Genomic DNA, 18740 nt, shown 5'->3' on the forward strand with positions numbered 1-18740 from the left:
CCGCGCTCAAGCGTTTCCCCGGCACGCATCGCATCGCCGTGGCGCGCGCGGCACGCCAGCGCTTCCGATGTGCGCCACCGCTGCACCTTCGTTCATCGGTGGTCCGGCCTGAGTGTCGAGCGAGCAATGGCTTGGCGCCACGGAGCTTATTGGCGCGCGATCGGTTGCTCCGCGAAGATGCTTCGTTTGTCATCGTGCAGCGCAAGCGCAGACGGCGGTCTACGCGCGCTTGGTCCGCGCGGCGGCGTGACGGCGCTCAGTTTGAGTCCGCCCGGCGTCTACGCGTGCTTGGTCCGCGCCTTCATCCTCAGATAAGCGTCGTAAAGCACGAACAGCGCCAATATCTGCACGAGGATCGTTGTAATCACGCCGCGAATGAAGCTCAGCGTGAAGTCCTGCGTAAAGAGGATGTAGGTTTTCAGGGCGAGCGCGAACGCCTGATAAGCCAGCAGGAACAGGAGCGGCGCACGTCCCGGCCGTTGAAACAGCCAGACGAGGCCGACCACGAGGGCAATGAGGTCGGCCGCGACCTGTGGGACGGCGTCCGGTCCAAACGCGACGAGCGACATCAGAAGCGAGATCACCTGAGCCGCCGGCACGCCCGCGGCGAGCGCCAGGAAACGCCGATCCTGCGGCAGCAGATATCGCATCGCGAGGGAACTCGCCGCGAGAAGTGCGATGGCAAGACCGTAGCTTATGACGAGCATGCGTGTGAAGTCTTCGGACACGGTCGCGACGGCATAAGCGCCGATAGCGGCAAGCACAGCAACAACGCCGCCACCGATGGCAAGCAGCGGTATCTGTTTTACGGGAGCGCTCTTCTGCAGCATGGTTCCTTCCCTCCGGCTTATACTTTTACCTTCGACTATACCACGAAGAGAGAAAGAGCCGTGACCACGCTTTCGCGACCCGTCGTTCATCGGCATCGCGCACAAGGTCCAGCAAGGCGAAAGCCGAGCCGCTTCAGTCGATTTCGACGGCCATCGCCACGGCTTCGCCGCCGCCGATGCACAGGCCTGCGATGCCGCGCCTTGCGCCCGTCCGCCTCAGCGCGCCCGACGCGCCGATGGGATGGCCAAGCGCGCATGCCCCGCCGCCGATGTTGACCTTGTCATGGGGAAGCCCGAGGTCGCGAAAGCGGAACTCCGACGCAGGCGGACTGTTGCGCTTCAAACAACCGACATGAAGAGACGCATCAACATGGCCACAAGCGACAAGCCAGAACTCGAAATCATCGGCGCGCCGTGGGGCAACTTCGTCCGCACGGTCTGCATGGCCGCCCGCGAAAAGGGCGTGCCTTATACGCAAACGGTGGTGCGGCCGACCGATCCCGAGGTGGCCGCGATCCATCCGTTCAGCCTCGTGCCGTGCGCGCGTCACGGCGACCTCGTGCTGTTCGAGAGCCGCGCCATCTGCACCTATATCGACGACGCGTTCGACGGGCCGCCGCTCGTGCCGCGCGACGCTCGCGGCGCAGCGATCACCGAGCAATGGATCGCGCTCGTGCTGACCACCATCGATCCGGTGCTTGCGAGGCAATATATCAGCGCCTATCTCGCCGCGCCGGACGGCAAGCCCGACAGCGCCACCATTGAGGCGCTTCTGCCGAAAATGCACAAATGCTTCGCGGTGCTCGACGAGCGTCTCGCGGTGAGCCGCTATCTCTCGGGCGATGAGTTCAACCTCTCGGACATGATGTTGTTTCCGCTGATGTGGTTCATGCGGCTGAAGCCGGAAAGCGCGGCCATGCTGGAGGAGGCGCCGCATATTCTCGACTGGTATGCCCGCGTCGCCGAAAGGCAGAGCGCGCGCGAAACCGAGCCGCCCGTCGTCACCGGACCGGCGGTGGCCTGCGGCGCGTTCGGCTAGAGCATGATCCGCAAAAGTGGGCACCGGTTTTGCGATAAGATGATGCTCAAGAAATCGCTCTTCCAGCGCCGGCCTACCAGTCGGCGGGTTCGCCACGGCGGAAGAAGCCGCCCGTAGGCCCGTCCGCCGAGATCGCCACAAGATCCGCGATTTCCCGCGCCGGCTCGGATGGATCGCGGTTTGCCTCCGCGCCGCCCATATCGGTACGCACCCAGCCGGGGCAAAGGCTGTTCACCTTCACGGGGCTGTTCGGCCCGAGTTCGGCGGCAAGAATTTTCGTGAAGCCGTTCAGCGCGAGTTTTGCCATGCGATAGGCCGCGTAGCCGCCCGCCATGTCCGAGATCGCGCCGAGGCCCGACGAGACGTTCACGATGCGCCCGGACCCTTTCGCCAGCATGCGCGGCACGACGAGTTGGCACATGCGGATCGGGCCCCCGAGATCGATTTCGAGCGTGCTCAGGAGGTCGCTTTCGGCCATGTCGAGCACGGGGGTCTTCGGGTTAAGCAGGATCGCGGCGTTGTTGATGAGGCCATCGATCCGCCCCTCGTGCTTCTCGACGCAATCCACGAAGGCGCGACAGCTTTCGGCGTTCGCCACGTCGAGCGGAAGCACGATAACTCCTTCGAGCGGCGCCATTTTCGATGGTTGGCGCACCCCCGCCACGACCGTCGCGCCGCGCGCCTTGAGTTCCTTCGCCGTGGCGAGGCCGATGCCCCGGTTGGCGCCTGTCAACAGAATGACTTTCCCGGCAATCGGATCGACGGGCAGCGGCATGGCATCTCTCCCTTGTTGGTTTCTCGCTGACAACGCTCTAACCCGCGTGGCGCTTCATCTGGCGCACCGTCGCGGGTTGTTGCGTACATTATCGCAAATTCAAGCGTCGAAATGCTTCTACGATCTTCTTTTGTTCTTGAAACTAACGCCTTGAACGCGAGCTGAAACGGAACTTCTTGAACGCACGCCGCGTTTTCATCCACCGTGAGACGTGCCACCCGGCATCGAATACTCACGCCCCAAGCCTTCGGAGTTCCGCGTATGGCCCCGCGCCCTTACTGGAAAGGCTATCTCAAGCTTTCGCTCGTCTCTTGTTCGGTCGCGCTCTATCCGGCGACTTCAAGTTCGGAGCGCATTTCTTTCAACTGGCTGAACCGCGCGACGGGCAACCGGCTGAAACAGCTCATGGTCGATTCGGACACGAACGAGCCGGTTGAGCGCGACGAGCGCGTGCGCGGCTATCAGGTGGCGAAGAACGATTACCTGTTTATCGAGGACGACGACCTCGACACGGTGGAGATCGAAAGCTCGCACACCATCGAAATCGAGCGTTTCGTGCCGAAATCCGAGATCGACCCGGTCTATCTCGACAGCCCCTATTATCTCGCGCCGAACGACAAGGTGGCGGAGGAAGCGTTTGCGGTGATCCGCGACGCCATGGCGGCGGAGGGCGTTGCGGGGCTGGGGCGAGCGGTCATCAACCGGCGCGAACGGCTTTTCATGCTGGAGCCGCGCGATAAGGGCATCGTCGCAACATCGCTGCACTACAATTACGAGGTGCGCGGCGACGAAGCCTATTTCGAGGACATCCCCGAGATCAAGATTCCCGGCGAGATGCTGGATCTGGCGAAGCACATCATCGGCACGAAGCGCGGGCATTTCGACATCGCCGCCTTCGACGATCGCTATGAGAGCGCGCTGGCCGAGATGATCAAGGCGAAGCAGGCGGGCCGCCCGATCGAGGCCACCCGGCCCGCGCAGCCGACAAACGTCATCAACCTTATGGAAGCGCTCAGGAAATCGGTCGCCGCTGAAAAGGGAACGAAGGTTGCGGCCGCGCCCGCTTCCGGCGAGGAGCCGAAGGCGAAGAAATCCGCCGCTAAGCCCGCGCCGCGCGCCGCCGCCGAAGCCCGCGCCGAGCCGGAGCGTAAGCCGCGTGCGGCCAAGGCGAAAGCCGCCGCCGTCCCGCCGCCGCCGCGTGCCAAGCCTGAACGAAAGAGGGCGGGCATACACTGATGCCGAAGGGCGCCGCCTCAGCACCGGCAAAATCGAAGCGCGGCGCGCCGGCCGTCTCTGCGAAAGGCGACCTCACGCGCTACCGTCAGAAGCGCGACTTCGCGAAAACGCCTGAGCCATCCGGCACGAAGCAACTGGCCAAGGCCCCTGAGCTGCGCTTCGTCATCCAGAAGCACGCGGCGCGGCGGCTGCATTACGACCTGCGCCTTGAACTCGATGGCGTCTACAAAAGCTGGGCGGTGACGAAAGGGCCGAGCCTCGATCCCGCCGAAAAGCGGCTCGCCGTGCATGTCGAGGACCACCCGCTCGACTATGGCGATTTCGAGGGCATCATCCCGCCGGGCGAGTATGGCGGCGGCACGGTCATGGTCTGGGATCGCGGTACGTGGGAGCCGGAAGGCGACCCCGCGAAGGGCTACGCGAAAGGGCATCTCGCCTTCACGGCGCACGGCGAGAAACTCAAGGGCCGCTGGCACCTCATTCACATCAAGCCGAGGCCGGGCGAGAAGGACCAGCAGTGGCTTCTGTTCAAGTCAGACGACGAATTTGCGCGCGCGGCGGGCGATGGCGACATCCTCGAAGACGCGCCGGATTCGGTCGCGACAGGACGCAGCATCGATGAAATCGCGCGCGACGGCGAAGCGGTGTGGTCAGGCAAGGCGGGGCTTGTGAAGGGCGAGCTTTCGCCTGCGGAGGGCGCGGAGGAGTGGCCAGCGTTGCCGAAACGCAAGCGGCGTCGCACGCTGGCTGATGCCACGGGCGCGGCGGGGGCCATCCGTGCCGACCGCCGCGCGTCGGATGAGGATGCGGCGAAGACCACGTCGCGGCGAATTGCGCGCCGCGTTGCCAAAGCACCCGTAGCGCAGGATGCCGACCCTGTCGCAGCCGCACCGCCACCCGCGAAGTCGCCCGCCCGCGTCGCGGTGGCAACCACGGCACCCGCCGGCGCCGCGAAAGCCGTCGCGGGCGCGAAGAAAGCGCCCTTCCCCGGCTTTGTCGCGCCATGCCTCGCGCAACTTTGCGAGCGCGCGCCCGACGGCGACAACTGGCTGCACGAAATCAAGTTCGACGGCTACCGGGTCATGGCGCTGATCGAGAACGGACGCGTGCGCCTCATGACGCGCAGTGGCCTCGACTGGACGGAGCGTTTCCCCGCAATCGCCGCCGCGTTCGCCGCCTTTCCCGCCGCGTCTGCCATCGTGGACGGTGAGGCCGTGGTCGAGGATCACACGGGCGTGTCGAGCTTCTCGGCGCTGCAAGAGGCGTTGTCCACCCGCAAAAGCAAAGCCGATATCGTCTTCTTCGCCTTCGACCTTCTCTATTTCGACGGTTACGACCTGAGAGGCGCGAGCCTCGAATCACGCAAGGCCGCGCTCGCGCCGCTGGTTGAAGCCGCCGCAGCGTCGGCACTTCGATATTCCGACCACGTCATCGGTCACGGCCCGGCCATGGTCGAAAACGCCTGCCGCCTCGGCCTCGAAGGCATCGTGTCCAAGCGCCTCGACGCGCCTTACCGCTCCGGCCGGCACGGGGCATGGCTCAAGACGAAATGCACGAACCGGCAGGAATTCGTCGTTGGAGGGTACGCACCATCGACCGCGATGCACGGCGCTATCGGTAGCCTCGCGCTCGGCGCTTATGACAACGGCGCGCTGCTGCATGTGGGCCGCGCCGGGACCGGCTTCACGCAGGCGACCGCGAAGGCGCTGTTCAAGCAGCTCCAGCCGTTGCGGCGCGCAACCTCGCCCTTCGCCAATGCGTTGTCGTCAGAAGAAAAGCGCGGGCTTGTTCATGTCGAGCCGCAGCTCGTCGCCGAGGTCGAGTTTCGCGGCTGGACAGGCGACCGGCATCTACGTCACGCCGCATTCAAGGGCTTGCGCGAAGACAAGCCTGCAACGGAGGTTCTGTTCGAAATGCCGCGTCAACAGACAGCCCCCGACGCCGCCGCCCGCGAACGCACCACGCCCGCGCGCGCTCGTGCTACGCCCGGGAAGGGCGGCACCGTCGATTTCGAAGGCATCCGGCTCACTCATCCCGACCGTATTCTCTGGGAGGGGCAGGGGCTGACGAAGCTCGGCCTCGCGGATTATTACGCAGAGGTCGCCGACCACATTCTGCCGTTCATCACCGGCCGCCCACTTGCGCTCGTCCGCTGCCCGAGCGGCCAAGGCGGCGATTGCTTCTATCAGAAGCGATCCTTCGCGGGCCTCACCGACGCGGTGGAGGTGGTCCCGATTGCCGACAAGGACGGCGACACGGAGGCGCTCGTCATCCACGATCTGCGCGGCCTTATCAATCTTGTGCAATCGAACGTGCTCGAAATCCATCCCTGGGGCGCGCGCATCGACGACCTTGAGCGGCCCGACACGCTGATTTTCGATCTCGATCCGGGCGATGGCGTTGGCTTCGAAGCGGTCATGGATGGCGCGCGCGAGGTTCGGCGGCGGCTCGGCGATCTCGGCATCGAGTCGTGGGTGAAGACGACCGGCGGCAAGGGGCTGCATGTGGTGTCGCCGCTGGTGCCGGATCTCGGCTGGGAGGAGTTGAAGGCCTTCGCCCAGGGTATCGCGCAGACGATGGAGCGGGATGCGCCGCAGCGCTTCGTTTCGACCATGGCGAAGAAAGCGCGCGACGGGAAAATCTATGTCGATTACCTGCGCAACGGGCGCGGCTCGACGGCCATCGCACCCTATTCCACGCGAGCGCGCGAGGGCGCGCCGGTGGCAACGCCGCTTGGTTGGGACGAACTCGGCCCGGCTCTGACGCCGCAAAGGTTCACGGTCGAAACGATGGGTCGGCGGCTCGCAGCGTTGAAGTCCGATCCGTGGGCGGGTTATTTCGAGAATCCGCAGCGCATCGAAAGCCTTGGCGGGCGAGCGGCGAGGCAACCGAGACGGCGACCGAAGTCTTAGATCGCATGGCCTGTTCGCCAATCGGAACCCGGCGATGCGCTTTATTCGCGATCTGCTCTACTCGTCCACGCCCGCCAATTTGACGCTGGATGGCAAGTCGCTGCGCGCATCCGTCGAGCGTGCGCGGTACATCTCGATAATACCGGCAGACCCGCTTTCCTTCTGATCGACGCTGTAATGCGGCGTCCCCTCTTCGGAGACAGACATCGGCGTGGCGTCAAGCTCGGTCAGCGCTTTCGACGTACCCTTGATCGGCGTGCCGACCAGCGGTGTCGTGAGCGATTGCTGCGTCAGAGGCGTAGCGGCGGAAGGCGCGACCGGCGCGGTAGCGGCCGACGCCTCATCGCGCGTGCCACCGTTGATCAGGATGTCGCTCGACACCGGGAAACGCGCGGCGCTCGCCTCCTGCACGATGAAAGCGTTCGCTTCGAGAATTTCGCTCGGCGCAGCTTCGGCGCGCGCGCTTTCAAAGATCCGACCCACCCAAGCCTTGTCTTCGTTCGAGGCGTTGCGGTGCGCGATCGCCAGCAATCCCAATCCGTCGCCGGGCACCCGCTTCACGCCATCCCGGCCCTTCCAGAGGATCTCGCCAAGCGTCGCCTGAGCGGGCGCATAGCCCTTGCGGCTCGCAGACAGAAGCCATTGAGCGGCGGCACGCGTGTTCTTGGTGACGCCTTCTCCTTCGGTGAGAAGCCTCGCCAGCTCGAACTGGGCAGCGGGATCTGCGAGATAGCTTGCGGCGTGGTGCACGAGGCTGAAGGCGTAGGCCGGATCGGGATCGATATCCGCTTCGGCTATGCCCTGTTCATAAAGCCGCGCCATCTGGAGGAAGGCCGAGGCGATGAGCGGAGCACGTGCGTCGCGCGAGCCGGTTTCGCTGAATTCTGCGATGATGCGCTGGAAATATTCGGCGGCGCGGCTCTCGCTCTTCTTGACGCCATTGCCAGTTGCGAAGCGCCGGCCGAGTTCGACTCGCGCGGCAAGGTCGCCCTTGTCGGCGGCGGCGGCGAGGTCGCCATATTTGGTCTGCGGAAATGCTGTCGCGGCTTGCGCTCCGGGAAACGGCGCGAGCGAAGCCGATGCCGGCGCGGGTGCCACGGTGGCGCCGCGTCTGGGCTGCAAGCCGGTCTGCAAGGCGACCATGCCTATGGCGACGCCGCAAAACAGCAGTGGAATGGATAACACCCTGAGAGCGCGCATTACTTTAGAGATCTTCATGGCAAATATTTTCAACCGAGGCGCCTCGACGCCCGACAAAGTGATCTCGTGCTCGCGTCGCACGCTGCACGTGCATCTTGAGTACCCGGAAGTTGTAGTCGTTTTTAGGCAAAGTCCCGACATAATGACGGCAGGCCGTTTTTCTCCCCGACATCAAGCATCCCGCAGCAATCGCCGACCACGATTCCCCGGCTTCGGAAGTCTCGGTTCCAGTCGTCGCGAAAAACGCAACGCCCTCACGAGAGGACGCGAGCGTTGTCGCGGCGAATTGAATGTTTGGGGGTGTCATGGCGTTGAATGTGCGAGCGGTCACGGCAACCATCCTCTCACCGGCAATAACCGGCGCTTCGGAAAGTCTGTTATTTATCGGGAGGGAAGCACCGCATACGCATAACAGACGGCAACTTCGACAAACTCTAAGCCTCTTCTACAAGTACAAGGTCGAATTGCTTTCGGTTTCGACTTAGAACAATGTGGTTCCTGTTTATGGCCTAAACGGGGCAGGGACGCCCCATCCCGTGCTGTTTGGGCAACAGGAGCGTCTAAAGGGTAACCATCCCGGAACCGTGTCTTAAAAGCTTTAAATCAAATCCTGCCAAGCGGGATGAACAGCCGCGACAGCACGTCATGACGCTGAAGCGGTTTCAACTCGTCGCGCGCCTGTGAAAGCCACGGAAGGGTCGAGGGCGCGAAATGTCTCAGGGCGTCCTCGAAGGCGGCCGTCGTGAGCGCCCCTTCGCCCGAACCCGATAACGCCTTAGTTAACGAGGCGTTACTGACGAGGTCGGCAAGCGCACGCAGGTCGGCACCCGAAAATCCGTCCGTCTTCCGGGCGATCCGGTCCGCTGAAACCGCCTCTGCCCCGGGTATGCCCGCGATCGCCTTAGTCAGAATTTTCTTGCGGGCTTCGTAGTCGGGCGGCGGGACGAAAAACAGGCTCTGCATCCGCATCGAGCGGAACAGCGCGCGGTCGAGGTGCCACGGCGCATTCGATGCGACGATGACCAAAACGCCACTGTTGTTGCGCTGAGTCCCGTCGATTTCCGATGCGAAAGCGGAAACGAGAGCGCTCACGCTTTCGCGGGAAGACTTCGCGCGCTGAGAGACGACATCGAATTCGTCGAAGAAGAGGATGGCCGGCGTGTCCGAGCGCGCTTCGTCGAACAGCACGCGCAGCCGCTTCTCCGCCTCGCCCGGATATTTGTCGATGAGATCTTCCGGGTTCACAGACAGGAAGCGCGCGTCGCTTTCGCCCGCGGTGGCACGGGCGACCAGCGTCTTGCCGCAGCCGGGAGGGCCGTAAAGCAGGATGTTGCCTCCGGCCTTCTGCTTGTAGCGCTCGAAAATGCTCGGCTTCAGATATGGCAGCACGATGCGGCGGCGGACTTCCATCTTGACATCGTCGAGACCGGCCACGTCGCCGAAGGTGAAGGCGACGTCGTCGAAGTCGTCGAGGAAGACATCGGAGAAAACGTCGCGCCGCTCCTGTTCGGCCTTCGCTTCCCGGCGCAGGGAATAGGTATTCAGCGAGATGACCTTGGCGGGCGTGGCGATGATCGGGCTACCCGGCCGAATGCCGAGCAAGCGCTCCAGATCGCGGTTGCGGATGGCGGCATCCTGCTGCACGGCCTGCCGATAGAGCGTCTGCGCCTCCTGCTCGCGGTTGAGCGCGAACAGGGCGCGCGCCCTGAGCGCCTGCTCCTCCGGATGGTCGGAACAGCGGGCGAGCGTTTCCGCCAGGTCGAAATCCTCAGCATTCAGGCTGAAACGGCAGGCTTTGCGTCTGACGGCGGCGAACGGCTCGCTCGTCAATGTGTCTTGCGGAAGCGCGCGCAGCAGTTCGAGAACCGCCACTTGCCCCTCTTGCCCCTCGGCTTCGTCCATGATGATCGAGAGGAGGTCGCCACTCGCGCGAGTCCTGTAGACTTTGATCAGCGCTTGCAGCGTCTCTTGATCCATATGCGGATTGCCCATCACCGTTTGGGCACGCCCGCGCTGCGTTGCAAATTGAGCGCCATTACCACTACCCCGTCTTTAGCCGCCGATAACAAAGGCCAAACGTGCAAAACGCAAGGCAGTGCGGGCCGATATAGGGGGGAACTTTCCGTTTTTCCCCGCCTTGTGGCCCGCCCACCACAACCCCTGCTGCACATTGACCTGAAGCGTTCCCGTTCCCGTTCGAAGACGTCATTGCCACCGCGATGGTGTCGGTCTCATGGCGCATGGCCGCGAAAAGGAGGGACAACGGGGCGGTGAGACAGCGTGTCTCGGCGCGCGGATTCTGTCGCCGCAGCGCTCACGGTGATCGCCCGACTGCGCCCGTGCGGTGGAGCCTTGCGATCCAGGCATTCCGCAGAGTGGCTCCACCATCAGCCTGAGGATTGGAAATATACATGAAAGCAATAAGTTAGCTGTTCGGGTGTCGGCGCCGGTCAGCTCGCGAGCGCGCCCGCCAGGAAATGCCGCGCGCACATTCGCGTTCTTTTTTTCGAGCGAAACCAAAAGGCATCTACGGCAAAAGAAGTATGGATCTCGCGTCCCGCGTGCTGGAACGCAACCCAGCCATGCAATATCCTCCGACAGGCTGAATTGGGCCTGGTATGGTGTATGGGGGGGTCGGTGCGATCAAGGCTTGTCGCGCTTGGCGTTTTTGGTCTTTCGGGGGCGGCCGCCGCGGCGCCTATCCCGTTGCCGCTCGCTGCCCCTTCCGACGCCGTCGCCTTCGTCAATGATGTAGAAGACGCCTTCCCAGGTACAGCGACGACGCGTCGTCTTCGCTCCACGCCCGCCGATTGCCGCGCCCGCGCGCTGCAATATAGCGGGGGTGAATGCGTGGCGACGGTCGAGAAGCCGCCCGTCGCGTCGCCGCAAAAGCCACCTCTGCCGCCACAGCCGCCGAAGCCGAAGACTGCGACACCCGCCCCGGCCGCCGCCCCGAAGCCCAACGCTCCGCCCAAGCCGAATGCCCCGGTCGCGAGCGCCACACGCCCCACGAACGAAAGCGGACGCACGCCGCCTGCGGCGAAGCCCGTGGTGATGCAGACTTCGCGGGTTCTCGGCCCGGCACCGAAAACCGACGTGGCGAAGGTCAGCGTGGCGAAGGTCAGCGTGACCAAGGTCGGCGCGCCGAAGGGCGATGCGGCGAAAGCCTCGGCGGCGAGTGCGCCTCCCTCGTTGCGCGCCATGACGGGTCAACTGCTTCTCTCCGGCTTTTCCGGGCGGCGCGCGAGCGATCCAGACGTCGTCCGTGTTCATGCGGCGCTGGCTGCCGGGCGTCTCGCGGGCGTAGTCGTGGCCACGAGCAACATTTCATCGTCCGCGCAACTCCGCGAGTTGCTTCATTATCTGGGGGATGAAACCGGGGCCGTGCCCGCCCTCGTCGCGGTGGATCAGGAAGGCGGCCCCGAATCCGCGCTCGGCGAGGAGAAGGGCTTCGCCTTCTATCCTTCCGCCAAGAATGTCGGGCGGAGCCGCAGCCTCGGCGAAGCACGCGCGCTTTACCGCGAAATGGCGGAGGAGATGTCTTCTCTCGGCATCACTCTTAATATCGGACCGGCGCTCGGCGCCTGCGGCGACAAGCGGGCGGATTTTTCCGCGCCGTGCTTCGCCACGGCTGAGCCGCGTGCCCGGGCGTTCGCGGCCGCATTCACGCGCGGTCACCATGACCGGGCAGTTCTGACGGCACTTCGTGCGGAGGCGTTCAGCGCGCGCCGTGCGGCATCGCTGCGGCGCGAGCGCGCCAGCACGGCCATGCTGCGGGCTGTCGCCAGAGCCGATGCGGCCGACGCCGCAATCCTGCGCGTAAAGGCGAGCGAGCAACCGATTTCGTCCGCTGTGACGAGTGTGTCCCAGCCGTCGCGACCCGGCGAGAGCTGGCTCCGACGCGACATGGCATTCGGGGGAGCGATCATCGTCGACCTCAACCTCGGTAACAGTGGCGCGCCGTTGCATCAGGGCGAAGCGGTTGTATCCGCGCTGATCGCAGGCGCGGATCTCGTGCTGGTGCGCGCAACGCCGGACGTGCCGCAAGACCTCGACGAGACCGTTTACGAGGCGGTGGAAGAGGCAGTGGTTGCAGGTCGGTTGCCGCGCGCGCGGGTGGAGGATGCCTGGCGTCACGTGCTTTCGCTCAAGGCGCGCCTGGCGTCCTTTCGCCAGCGAATGCAGGTTGCGACAGCATCGCGTTAGTTTCATCAAAGCCGAAATCCGCTCAGGCTGAGACAACCTGAGCGGCAAATGGACAAGGCATTGACGGGCGCGAAACGCTAAGCGTCCGATACATCGGTGCCGGTTTTCTTGCGACCGGTAATCATGGCGCGGGCGAGGTTTTCGCCGTGCTGGACGCTGGACCAGATCACCCCGACGATATGAAGACCGATCAGCACCAGCATGCCGTTGGCGAATGCCTCGTGCACTTCCTCAAGCTGATGCGAGCCCCAGCCCGATTTCGTCGTCATCATATAGCCTGTGGTGCAGGTGCCGATGAGCGCCGCCAGCAGCATAAGGATCATGATGCCGCCAGCCGGATTATGGCCGAGATAGCGCGGACCGATGAGTGAAGTGGAACCGCGAAGATAGGCGAGCACGGTTGCAGGCGATTTCACGAAGTCGCTGAAGCGCGCATGCCTCGTGCCGATGAAGCCCCAGACGATGCGCAGGCCCACGAGCACCGCGATGGCATAACCCACCATGATGTGCACGCGCTCGACCTCGTCGCCGGTCGCGAAAGCCGCGATGAACAGGCCGACGAGCGACCAGTGGAAGACCCGCACGAACGGATCCCACACCTTGACCGTTGCCGGCGGCGTCGCGCCGCCGGCTTCGATCGCCTGATGGGCGATGGTCATCAGTCTTCGTCCTTCTTCGTCTCGACGATCTTCGCATTCGTCGGATCGACGAACAGCTCGATGCGCTCGCCGGACTTGTCGACGGCGTAAAGTTCGCCGCACGCCTTCTTCAGCTTGGCCTTGCGCACCTTGTAGCCCTGCTCCTCGACCTTCGCCTGAAGATCGGCGATCTTGAGCCATTGGCTTTCGGGCGCAGTCGTGCAGGCGCGGGACGGGTCGCTCGCATTCGCGGCGGTCGCTGCGGCGCAGACGGCAAAGGCAGACAGAACAAGGGAAAATTTCCGCATCTCAAAACTCCGTATTGGATTGCAGCAGGGCACGATAGCCCCGCCGATGGACAATCAATGGCAGAGTGGCGGTGACGGTAGCCTGTTGGCCGATGTCAGCGTTTTGTCAGCGTGCGGATGCGATAAGTAAGGCCGGAAGGATCATATTGATGTCGCCGCTTCGATTTCTTTTCGTCGCCATCGTCGCGTTCGCCGCGCCGGTGCTGACGCACGCGCATTCTGATGACGATCACGACGCGGCGCTGGAAGCCGTCGAAAAGAAGGACATCAGGCAACTCGCCGACATCCTCGGCTCCGTGAGGGACAGGATGCCGGGCGAGGTGGTTGGCATCGAGATCGAGCGCAAGCACGGCGTGTGGTATTATGAGTTTCGCACCGTGGACAAGGCGGGCCGGATTTTCGAGGTCTATGTCGATGCGAAGACCGCCGAAATCGCGAAGATCAAGGAAAAGTAGATGCGCGTGCTTCTTGTCGAGGATGACAGGCGGATCGCCGACGATGTGGAGCGAGCGCTTCAGGCGAGCGGTTATGTCGTGGAAACGGCGGGCGAGGGGGAAGACGCCTGGTTTCGCGGCGATACCGAAGACTATGCCGCCGTCATTCTCGATCTCGGCCTGCCGCGCATGGACGGGCTGTCCGTGCTGAAACGCTGGCGCGCCGCCGACCGTCGCATGCCGGTTCTCATCCTCACCGCGCGCGGAAGCTGGGCTGAGCGTGTCGACGGCATCGACGCGGGCGCCGACGACTATCTGCCGAAGCCCTTCCATATGGAGGAGCTTCTCTCGCGGCTGCGCGCGATAATCCGCCGCTCGGCAGGCGCCGCGTCCTCGCTCGTCAGCATCGGCGATGTGACAGTCGATGACCGCCAGATGCGCGTCAGCGTGCGCGGCGTACCCGTTGCGTTGTCGGCGCTGGAATATCGCGTCGTCGCCTATCTCGTGCTGCATCGCGGTCGCGTCGTGCCGCAGCATGAGCTTGAGGAAGCCGTCTATGGCCACGACGAGGATCACGATTCCAACGCGCTTGAGGTGCTGATGGGGCGCGTGCGGCGCAAGCTCGGCGTGCCCGTGATCGGGACACGGCGCGGCTTCGGCTACATCGTCGAAGAACCGGGGTCATGACGGGGTCGTCGCTTCGGCTGCGGCTGATCGTAGGCGGAATGGCGGCGATTCTCCTCGCGCTGACCGTCGCGGGTGGCGGGCTCGTGCATCTTTTCGAGCGCCATGTCGCGCGCACCATCGCCGACGATCTCAACCTGCATCTGAGCCAGATCCTCGCAGCGCTCGACGTGAACGCCGACGGTACGCTCGTGCTGACGAGAAAGCCGGGCGATCCGCGCTTCGAGGTGCCGCTGTCGGGCCTTTACTGGCAGGTCAGCAACGATCGCGACCAGCTTCTGCGCTCTCGCTCGCTCTGGGACGCGACGCTGCCGATCGCGGCCGATGCCATTTCGCCGGGCGAGGAACATCGGCATGTCTTGCAGGGGCCGGGGCGCGATGAGGTGCTCGCGGCCGAGCGAAGCGTTGTTCTCACGGTGGGCGACCGCAAGATGCCGGTGCGGGTCGCGGTTGCGGCGAGCCTTGCCGGAGTTTCGAAAGCTTCTGCGGCCTTCACGCGCGATCTAGCCATCGCGCTTGCGATCCTCGGCGCAGTTCTGACGGGGGCAACCATTCTTCAGGTGAGCCTCGGCCTTCGCCCTCTCGACAGGCTGCGCCGGGGCGTGGCCGACATCCGCGCGGGCCGCATCGTGAACCTGCCCACGGCGGTACCTTCGGAAGTGCAGCCGCTTGTCGAGGAAATGAACGCGCTGATCGATAGTCAGGTCTGCGAGATCGAGCGCTCGCGCGGGCGCGCTGCCGACCTCGCGCATGGCCTCAAGACGCCGCTCGCCGCCCTTTCGGCGGATGCACGCCGCTTGCGAGGGCAGGGCGAAAAGCAGATCGCGGACGATATCGAAGGCGTGGTGGCGGCGATGGGCCGTCATGTGGATCGCGAATTGGCGCGGGCTCGCGTGCGTGGCGTAGGCGGGCGCAGCGTGGGCCGCCCTACACCGCTGGCACCGCTGCTTGCATCGCTGATCGCGACGCTCGGCCGAACGTCCGAAGGCGCGCGCGTCGTTTTCGAAACGAGGCAACCGCCCGAGTTCGCGATTCCCATGGACCGGACCGACCTCGCCGAAGTGCTCGGCAACTTGCTGGAGAACGCAGCGCGGCACGCTTCGACGCGCGTGCTCGTTTCGGCCGCCGCCGACGATGACGGCGCGGGTCTGTGGATTACCGTCGAAGACGATGGCGCAGGGATCGCGCCGGAACTGCGAGATTTGGTGATGGAGCGCGGTATCCGCCTCGATGAACGCGAGCGTGGCACGGGATTGGGCCTCGCCATCGTGCAGGATGTGCTGGACGCCTATGGCTGGCGGCTCTTGCTCGACGCGTCGTCGGCGCTCGGCGGATTGAAGGCGACGATCGCGACCGGGCCGAAAGCCGGATCGTGAGCGGCGGGGATGCGGCGCGCTGACACGCTGCGGTGTCGCAAATCTGTGACTTAGGCGTGGCATGTGTGCCGTGGCAAAACCGCAAAGCGCCAGTCAAACTCTTGCGGCTTGGGGCCTGCTGCGCGGCGTCCGATGGCAAGGTACGGCGGCTCCTCGCCGTGTGACTACAGGCCCAGGCGTTGAATAACGCGGCAAGCTCAACGGGCGTGGAGTCTGAGGGACGGGCGAGTTCCGGCGCAAGGCTACAGCCGAACCCACGAGGGGCTTGGCTGAGCGGGCGCCTTATCGCTACAGGCGTCCGCTGTTCGTTGCAGGGTGTTGTCCGCTTCAGGCGTGCAGCTTGCGTGCTTCTTCCGGCAGCATGACAGGTATGCCCTTGCGGACGGGATAAGCGAGCCCGGCGGCCTGACTTACGAGTTCACCCGCGGTCCGGTCGTAAACGAGCGGCGTCTTGGTGATCGGGCACACAAGGATTTCGAGGAGAACGGGATCGAGTTCTTCTTTTGTTGCGACGTCCATCGTTAACCTTTCAGCTCGGTTCAGTCGGGCGGGGCCCGAAGCTGGCATTAGAATAGCTCTTGGGCACAACTTACGCAATTTTGCGAGTGATTTTCCAGATGTTCGTGCTTAACGCACGCAGAGGTCGCTTAAAAGCGTTGAAAAGTAGCAGAGCGTTTTTTCTGCGATGGCATGGCATGAGGCATGTCAGTGCAGGCTGGTGCCGGTGCCCGATCCGGGTGCGGCGATTTCCATCTCGGCCAGCGCTATCAGCACCTCGGCGCGCGCCTTGAGATCGGCGGCTTCGAGCAGCGCCTGCTTCTCTTCCGGGCCGTAAGGGCTGATCATCGACAGCGTATTGATGAGAAGCTCCGTCGGGGACCGCTGAATGCTGTCCCAGTCGGCAGTGAGCTTTCTTGCGTCTAGATAGGCGCGAAGCACCTCGACGAATTTCGGCCAGTCGACCGCGTCTTGCCCGTGTCCGCGAATGAGGTCGTTCTCATAGGGCCGATAGCTTGCGTCGCAGATGCGGTAGGGCTTTGCGGTTTGCGTCTCGCCCACGATATCGAACCGGCAGACCCCCGTCAGCGTGATGAGCAGGCGGCCGTCGTCGGTTTCCGAGAAGGCGGACAGGCGTCCGACGCAACCCGTCGCGCGCAGCGGAAACCCCTTCGCCGCCGGTGATTCTTCCTCCGCCGGGAGCGGCTGGACGATGCCGATGAGGCGGTCGCCGGCAATCGCATCCTCGACCATGGCGAGATAGCGCGGCTCGAAGACGTTCAGCGGCAGGTTGGAGCGTGGCAGCAGGATGCAGCCCTGCAACGGGAACACGGGAATCTGCGCCGGGAGGTCGGAGAGCGTCCGGTATCTTTCGGTAATGCCCAAAGCAACGTCCCTCTTCATATCAGGCGAAAAGAATCGACGACAGGCGCTGACGCCCGGCTTGTGTCAACGGATCCTTAGGCCCCCATGCCTCGAAAAGTTCCACAAGCTGTTGCCTTGCCGCATCGTCGTTCCACGCGCGATCCTTCCGCACGATCTCGAAAAGGTGGTCGAGCGCATCCTCGCGTTTGCCTTTTGCGACGAGCGCGAGCGCAAGCTTGAAGCGCGCGTCCCAGTCGCGAGGATTGGCTGCGATCGCCTTTTCCAGCGGCGCGGTGTCGGCGGAAGGCTCGGCCTTTTTCGCGAGTTCCAGCGCCGCCTTCGCCGAGAGGTAGGCTTCGGCCGTCTGCTTCGCGGGCGGCGTCATGGAGAGCACCTGTTCGGCGCGGGCGAGATCGTCGAGGCGGACATAGCATTTCGACAGGCCGCCGATGGCGTCCGCGTTCTCGCGGTCATTCTTGAGCACGGCGCCGTAAAGCTGTGCCGCACCCGCGATATCGCCTTCCTCGAACAGACGCTGCGCTTCTTCGACACCCGCCGCGTCATCGGCGTCGGGGCCGATAAGGCGCTGGACGAATGCCTTCACCTGGCTTTCAGGCAGCGCGCCCATGAACCCGTCCACGGGCTGGCCCTGCGAGAAGGCGAAGACGGCCGGGATGGACTGGATCTGAAGCTGGCCCGCTACCTCCGGGTGCTCGTCGATGTTCATCTTGACGAGCCGCACCTTGCCCTTGGAGGCGCGGACGACCTTTTCGAGGATGGGTGTAAGCTGCTTGCAGGGGCCGCACCATTGCGCCCAGAAATCGACGATCACCGGCACCTTGTGCGATGCCTCGATCACGTCCGCCACGAAGGTCGCCGTGGTGGTGTTCTTGATGATGTCGCTCGTGTTGTCCGCCGGTTGAGCGGCACCGCCGCCGAGAAGCGAAATCGCCATCGCTGGATCACCCGAAAAATTTGCACCTGACGAGCGGCTGTTCGGCCGCCAAGAATTCCGCGCCTTACATGGGCTTTCCGGGAACCGCCGACAAGCGCGAAATCCGCTGGCGATAGCCTTTTGCGGCGAACCGGAACGCCCTCCTGTTATCAGACCACGTCCGTTTCCGCTGCCTCCGGTGTCAGGCGAAGTTCAGCGGGCGACGAGGCAAGGATTTCGGCCCGGCGTTCCGCGCTGCGCTCGGCGGGGTTGCCGCGATAGATGCCCCATGGTGCGAGATCGCGTGTCGCAACGCTGCCAAGCCCGAGCACCGCGCCCTCGCCGATGACGACACCCGGCGCGACGACGGCCTTCGCGGCGATCCACGCGCCATCCTCCACTCGGATGCCCTTCGTGATGAGGTCGAAGGTGCGGCTTTTCCAGTCGTGGCTACCGGTGCAGAGATACGCGCCTTGCGACAGGCAGCAATCGCGCCCGATGGCGACTGGCGCGAGGTTGTCGATCCACGCATCCTCGCCGATCCAGCTATGGTCGCCGATTTCGAGCCGCCACGGAAATTTGACCCGCACGCCGGGCTTGATGACCACGCCCGCGCCGATTGTCGCGCCGAACAGGCGGAGAAGCGCGCGGCGGTGTGCCGATCCCGGCAGCCACGAGGAGACGAAAGCCCATTGCACGGCGAGCCACAGGGCCTCGACTGCGCGGGACCGACCCCGGACGAAATCGCGGGTGCTGAAGTCGGCGAGATTCGGAAAGCGCTCTTTGGCTGCCAGCATCGCGTGCAT

At 64.3% G+C, this 18740-nt stretch carries 17 protein-coding genes and 1 pseudogene; 7 read left to right on the plus strand and 11 right to left on the minus strand.

Annotated features, from left to right (window positions below; translation table 11 throughout):
• Window positions 1-278: 278 nt before the first annotated feature.
• Both RVAN_RS03125 and RVAN_RS03130 read right to left on the minus strand, forming a co-directional pair.
• Window positions 279-830, minus strand: coding sequence for a hypothetical protein (locus tag RVAN_RS03125; protein WP_013418310.1), 552 nt, complete (start codon window positions 828-830; stop codon window positions 279-281).
• 133 nt (window positions 831-963) lie between these two features.
• Window positions 964-1134 (minus strand): annotated as a pseudogene (locus tag RVAN_RS03130) (acetyl-CoA C-acetyltransferase); the annotation flags it as partial.
• A 66-nt stretch (window positions 1135-1200) separates the two neighbouring features.
• Between RVAN_RS03130 and RVAN_RS03135 the strand changes: the two are divergent.
• A complete protein-coding gene (locus RVAN_RS03135; RefSeq protein WP_013418311.1) occupies window positions 1201-1869 on the plus strand; it encodes a glutathione S-transferase family protein in 669 nt (222 codons plus the stop codon).
• Between the two features lie 73 nt (window positions 1870-1942).
• On the opposite strand, the gene RVAN_RS03140 is transcribed toward RVAN_RS03135, so the two are convergent.
• The gene (locus RVAN_RS03140) at window positions 1943-2644 is read right to left on the minus strand and encodes an SDR family NAD(P)-dependent oxidoreductase (RefSeq protein WP_013418312.1); all 702 of its coding nucleotides are present in this window, start codon (window positions 2642-2644) and stop codon (window positions 1943-1945) included.
• A 261-nt stretch (window positions 2645-2905) separates the two neighbouring features.
• On the opposite strand from RVAN_RS03140, the gene RVAN_RS03145 reads away from it, so the two are divergent.
• Window positions 2906-3880: a Ku protein gene (locus tag RVAN_RS03145; RefSeq protein ID WP_013418313.1), complete on the plus strand. Its 975-nt coding sequence runs from the start codon at window positions 2906-2908 to the stop codon at window positions 3878-3880.
• On the plus strand, window positions 3880-6792 hold the full coding sequence (gene ligD, locus RVAN_RS03150; RefSeq protein WP_013418314.1) for a DNA ligase D: 2913 nt from the start codon (window positions 3880-3882) through the stop codon (window positions 6790-6792). The genes RVAN_RS03145 and ligD overlap by 1 nt, the downstream gene beginning before the upstream one ends.
• A gap of 57 nt (window positions 6793-6849) precedes the next feature.
• Here ligD and RVAN_RS18655 read toward each other — a convergent pair whose 3' ends face one another.
• Both RVAN_RS18655 and RVAN_RS18660 read right to left on the minus strand, forming a co-directional pair.
• Window positions 6850-8010, minus strand: a complete 1161-nt coding sequence (locus RVAN_RS18655) for a tetratricopeptide repeat protein (RefSeq protein WP_169309510.1) — start codon at window positions 8008-8010, stop codon at window positions 6850-6852.
• Between the two features lie 585 nt (window positions 8011-8595).
• Window positions 8596-9969 (minus strand): ATP-binding protein, encoded by a 1374-nt coding sequence (locus RVAN_RS18660; RefSeq protein ID WP_169309511.1) that lies wholly within the window; start codon window positions 9967-9969, stop codon window positions 8596-8598.
• 660 nt (window positions 9970-10629) lie between these two features.
• Here RVAN_RS18660 and RVAN_RS03165 point away from each other — a divergent pair.
• Window positions 10630-12198 (plus strand): glycoside hydrolase family 3 N-terminal domain-containing protein, encoded by a 1569-nt coding sequence (locus tag RVAN_RS03165; RefSeq protein WP_155942333.1) that lies wholly within the window; start codon window positions 10630-10632, stop codon window positions 12196-12198.
• Window positions 12199-12275: 77 nt separating this feature from the next.
• Here the strand turns inward: RVAN_RS03165 and RVAN_RS03170 are convergent, their stop codons facing one another.
• Both RVAN_RS03170 and RVAN_RS03175 read right to left on the minus strand, forming a co-directional pair.
• Window positions 12276-12857: a cytochrome b/b6 domain-containing protein gene (locus RVAN_RS03170; RefSeq protein ID WP_013418318.1), complete on the minus strand. Its 582-nt coding sequence runs from the start codon at window positions 12855-12857 to the stop codon at window positions 12276-12278.
• Entirely contained in the window at window positions 12857-13144 is a 288-nt protein-coding gene (locus RVAN_RS03175) for a PepSY domain-containing protein (RefSeq protein WP_013418319.1), read from the minus strand. The genes RVAN_RS03170 and RVAN_RS03175 overlap by 1 nt, the downstream gene beginning before the upstream one ends.
• Before the next feature lie 149 nt (window positions 13145-13293).
• Here RVAN_RS03175 and RVAN_RS03180 point away from each other — a divergent pair, with 149 nt between their 5' ends.
• The 3 genes from RVAN_RS03180 to RVAN_RS03190 are packed head-to-tail and all read left to right on the plus strand — an operon-like array spanning window position 13294 to window position 15638.
• Window positions 13294-13599: a PepSY domain-containing protein gene (locus RVAN_RS03180; RefSeq protein ID WP_013418320.1), complete on the plus strand. Its 306-nt coding sequence runs from the start codon at window positions 13294-13296 to the stop codon at window positions 13597-13599.
• A complete protein-coding gene (locus RVAN_RS03185; RefSeq protein ID WP_013418321.1) occupies window positions 13600-14265 on the plus strand; it encodes a response regulator transcription factor in 666 nt (221 codons plus the stop codon). It begins immediately after the preceding gene.
• Window positions 14262-15638: a sensor histidine kinase gene (locus RVAN_RS03190; RefSeq protein WP_013418322.1), complete on the plus strand. Its 1377-nt coding sequence runs from the start codon at window positions 14262-14264 to the stop codon at window positions 15636-15638. Before RVAN_RS03185 ends, RVAN_RS03190 begins: the two co-directional genes overlap by 4 nt.
• Window positions 15639-15965: 327 nt before the next feature.
• Here RVAN_RS03190 and RVAN_RS03195 read toward each other — a convergent pair whose 3' ends face one another.
• From RVAN_RS03195 to RVAN_RS03210, 4 genes are all read right to left on the minus strand, one after another.
• The gene (locus RVAN_RS03195; RefSeq protein ID WP_013418323.1) at window positions 15966-16157 is read right to left on the minus strand and encodes a Trm112 family protein; all 192 of its coding nucleotides are present in this window, start codon (window positions 16155-16157) and stop codon (window positions 15966-15968) included.
• A gap of 186 nt (window positions 16158-16343) precedes the next feature.
• Window positions 16344-17021 (minus strand): LON peptidase substrate-binding domain-containing protein, encoded by a 678-nt coding sequence (locus RVAN_RS03200; RefSeq protein WP_013418324.1) that lies wholly within the window; start codon window positions 17019-17021, stop codon window positions 16344-16346.
• Between the two features lie 19 nt (window positions 17022-17040).
• Entirely contained in the window at window positions 17041-17955 is a 915-nt protein-coding gene (gene trxA / locus RVAN_RS03205) for a thioredoxin (RefSeq protein ID WP_013418325.1), read from the minus strand.
• A gap of 149 nt (window positions 17956-18104) precedes the next feature.
• Window positions 18105-18731 (minus strand): putative colanic acid biosynthesis acetyltransferase, encoded by a 627-nt coding sequence (locus tag RVAN_RS03210; protein WP_049779583.1) that lies wholly within the window; start codon window positions 18729-18731, stop codon window positions 18105-18107.
• Between the last annotated feature and the right edge of the window lie 9 nt (window positions 18732-18740).

It is taken from the genome of Rhodomicrobium vannielii ATCC 17100 (assembly GCF_000166055.1).
GTDB lineage: Bacteria > Pseudomonadota > Alphaproteobacteria > Rhizobiales > Rhodomicrobiaceae > Rhodomicrobium > Rhodomicrobium vannielii.

Excerpts from the sequence above, each read along its gene's own strand:
- RVAN_RS03125 (WP_013418310.1), bottom strand. The coding sequence starts at position 830 with ATGCTGCAGAAGAGCGCTCCCGTAAAACAGATACCGCTGCTTGCCATC.
- ligD (WP_013418314.1), top strand. The coding sequence starts at position 3,880 with ATGCCGAAGGGCGCCGCCTCAGCACCGGCAAAATCGAAGCGCGGCGCG.
- RVAN_RS03135 (WP_013418311.1), top strand. The coding sequence starts at position 1,201 with ATGGCCACAAGCGACAAGCCAGAACTCGAAATCATCGGCGCGCCGTGG.
- RVAN_RS03175 (WP_013418319.1), bottom strand. The coding sequence starts at position 13,144 with ATGCGGAAATTTTCCCTTGTTCTGTCTGCCTTTGCCGTCTGCGCCGCA.
- RVAN_RS18660 (WP_169309511.1), bottom strand. The coding sequence starts at position 9,969 with ATGGATCAAGAGACGCTGCAAGCGCTGATCAAAGTCTACAGGACTCGC.
- RVAN_RS03190 (WP_013418322.1), top strand. The coding sequence starts at position 14,262 with ATGACGGGGTCGTCGCTTCGGCTGCGGCTGATCGTAGGCGGAATGGCG.
- trxA (WP_013418325.1), bottom strand. The coding sequence starts at position 17,955 with ATGGCGATTTCGCTTCTCGGCGGCGGTGCCGCTCAACCGGCGGACAAC.
- RVAN_RS18655 (WP_169309510.1), bottom strand. The coding sequence starts at position 8,010 with ATGAAGATCTCTAAAGTAATGCGCGCTCTCAGGGTGTTATCCATTCCA.
- RVAN_RS03185 (WP_013418321.1), top strand. The coding sequence starts at position 13,600 with ATGCGCGTGCTTCTTGTCGAGGATGACAGGCGGATCGCCGACGATGTG.
- RVAN_RS03195 (WP_013418323.1), bottom strand. The coding sequence starts at position 16,157 with ATGGACGTCGCAACAAAAGAAGAACTCGATCCCGTTCTCCTCGAAATC.
- RVAN_RS03140 (WP_013418312.1), bottom strand. The coding sequence starts at position 2,644 with ATGCCGCTGCCCGTCGATCCGATTGCCGGGAAAGTCATTCTGTTGACA.
- RVAN_RS03170 (WP_013418318.1), bottom strand. The coding sequence starts at position 12,857 with ATGACCATCGCCCATCAGGCGATCGAAGCCGGCGGCGCGACGCCGCCG.
- RVAN_RS03180 (WP_013418320.1), top strand. The coding sequence starts at position 13,294 with ATGTCGCCGCTTCGATTTCTTTTCGTCGCCATCGTCGCGTTCGCCGCG.
- RVAN_RS03145 (WP_013418313.1), top strand. The coding sequence starts at position 2,906 with ATGGCCCCGCGCCCTTACTGGAAAGGCTATCTCAAGCTTTCGCTCGTC.
- RVAN_RS03210 (WP_049779583.1), bottom strand. The coding sequence starts at position 18,731 with ATGCTGGCAGCCAAAGAGCGCTTTCCGAATCTCGCCGACTTCAGCACC.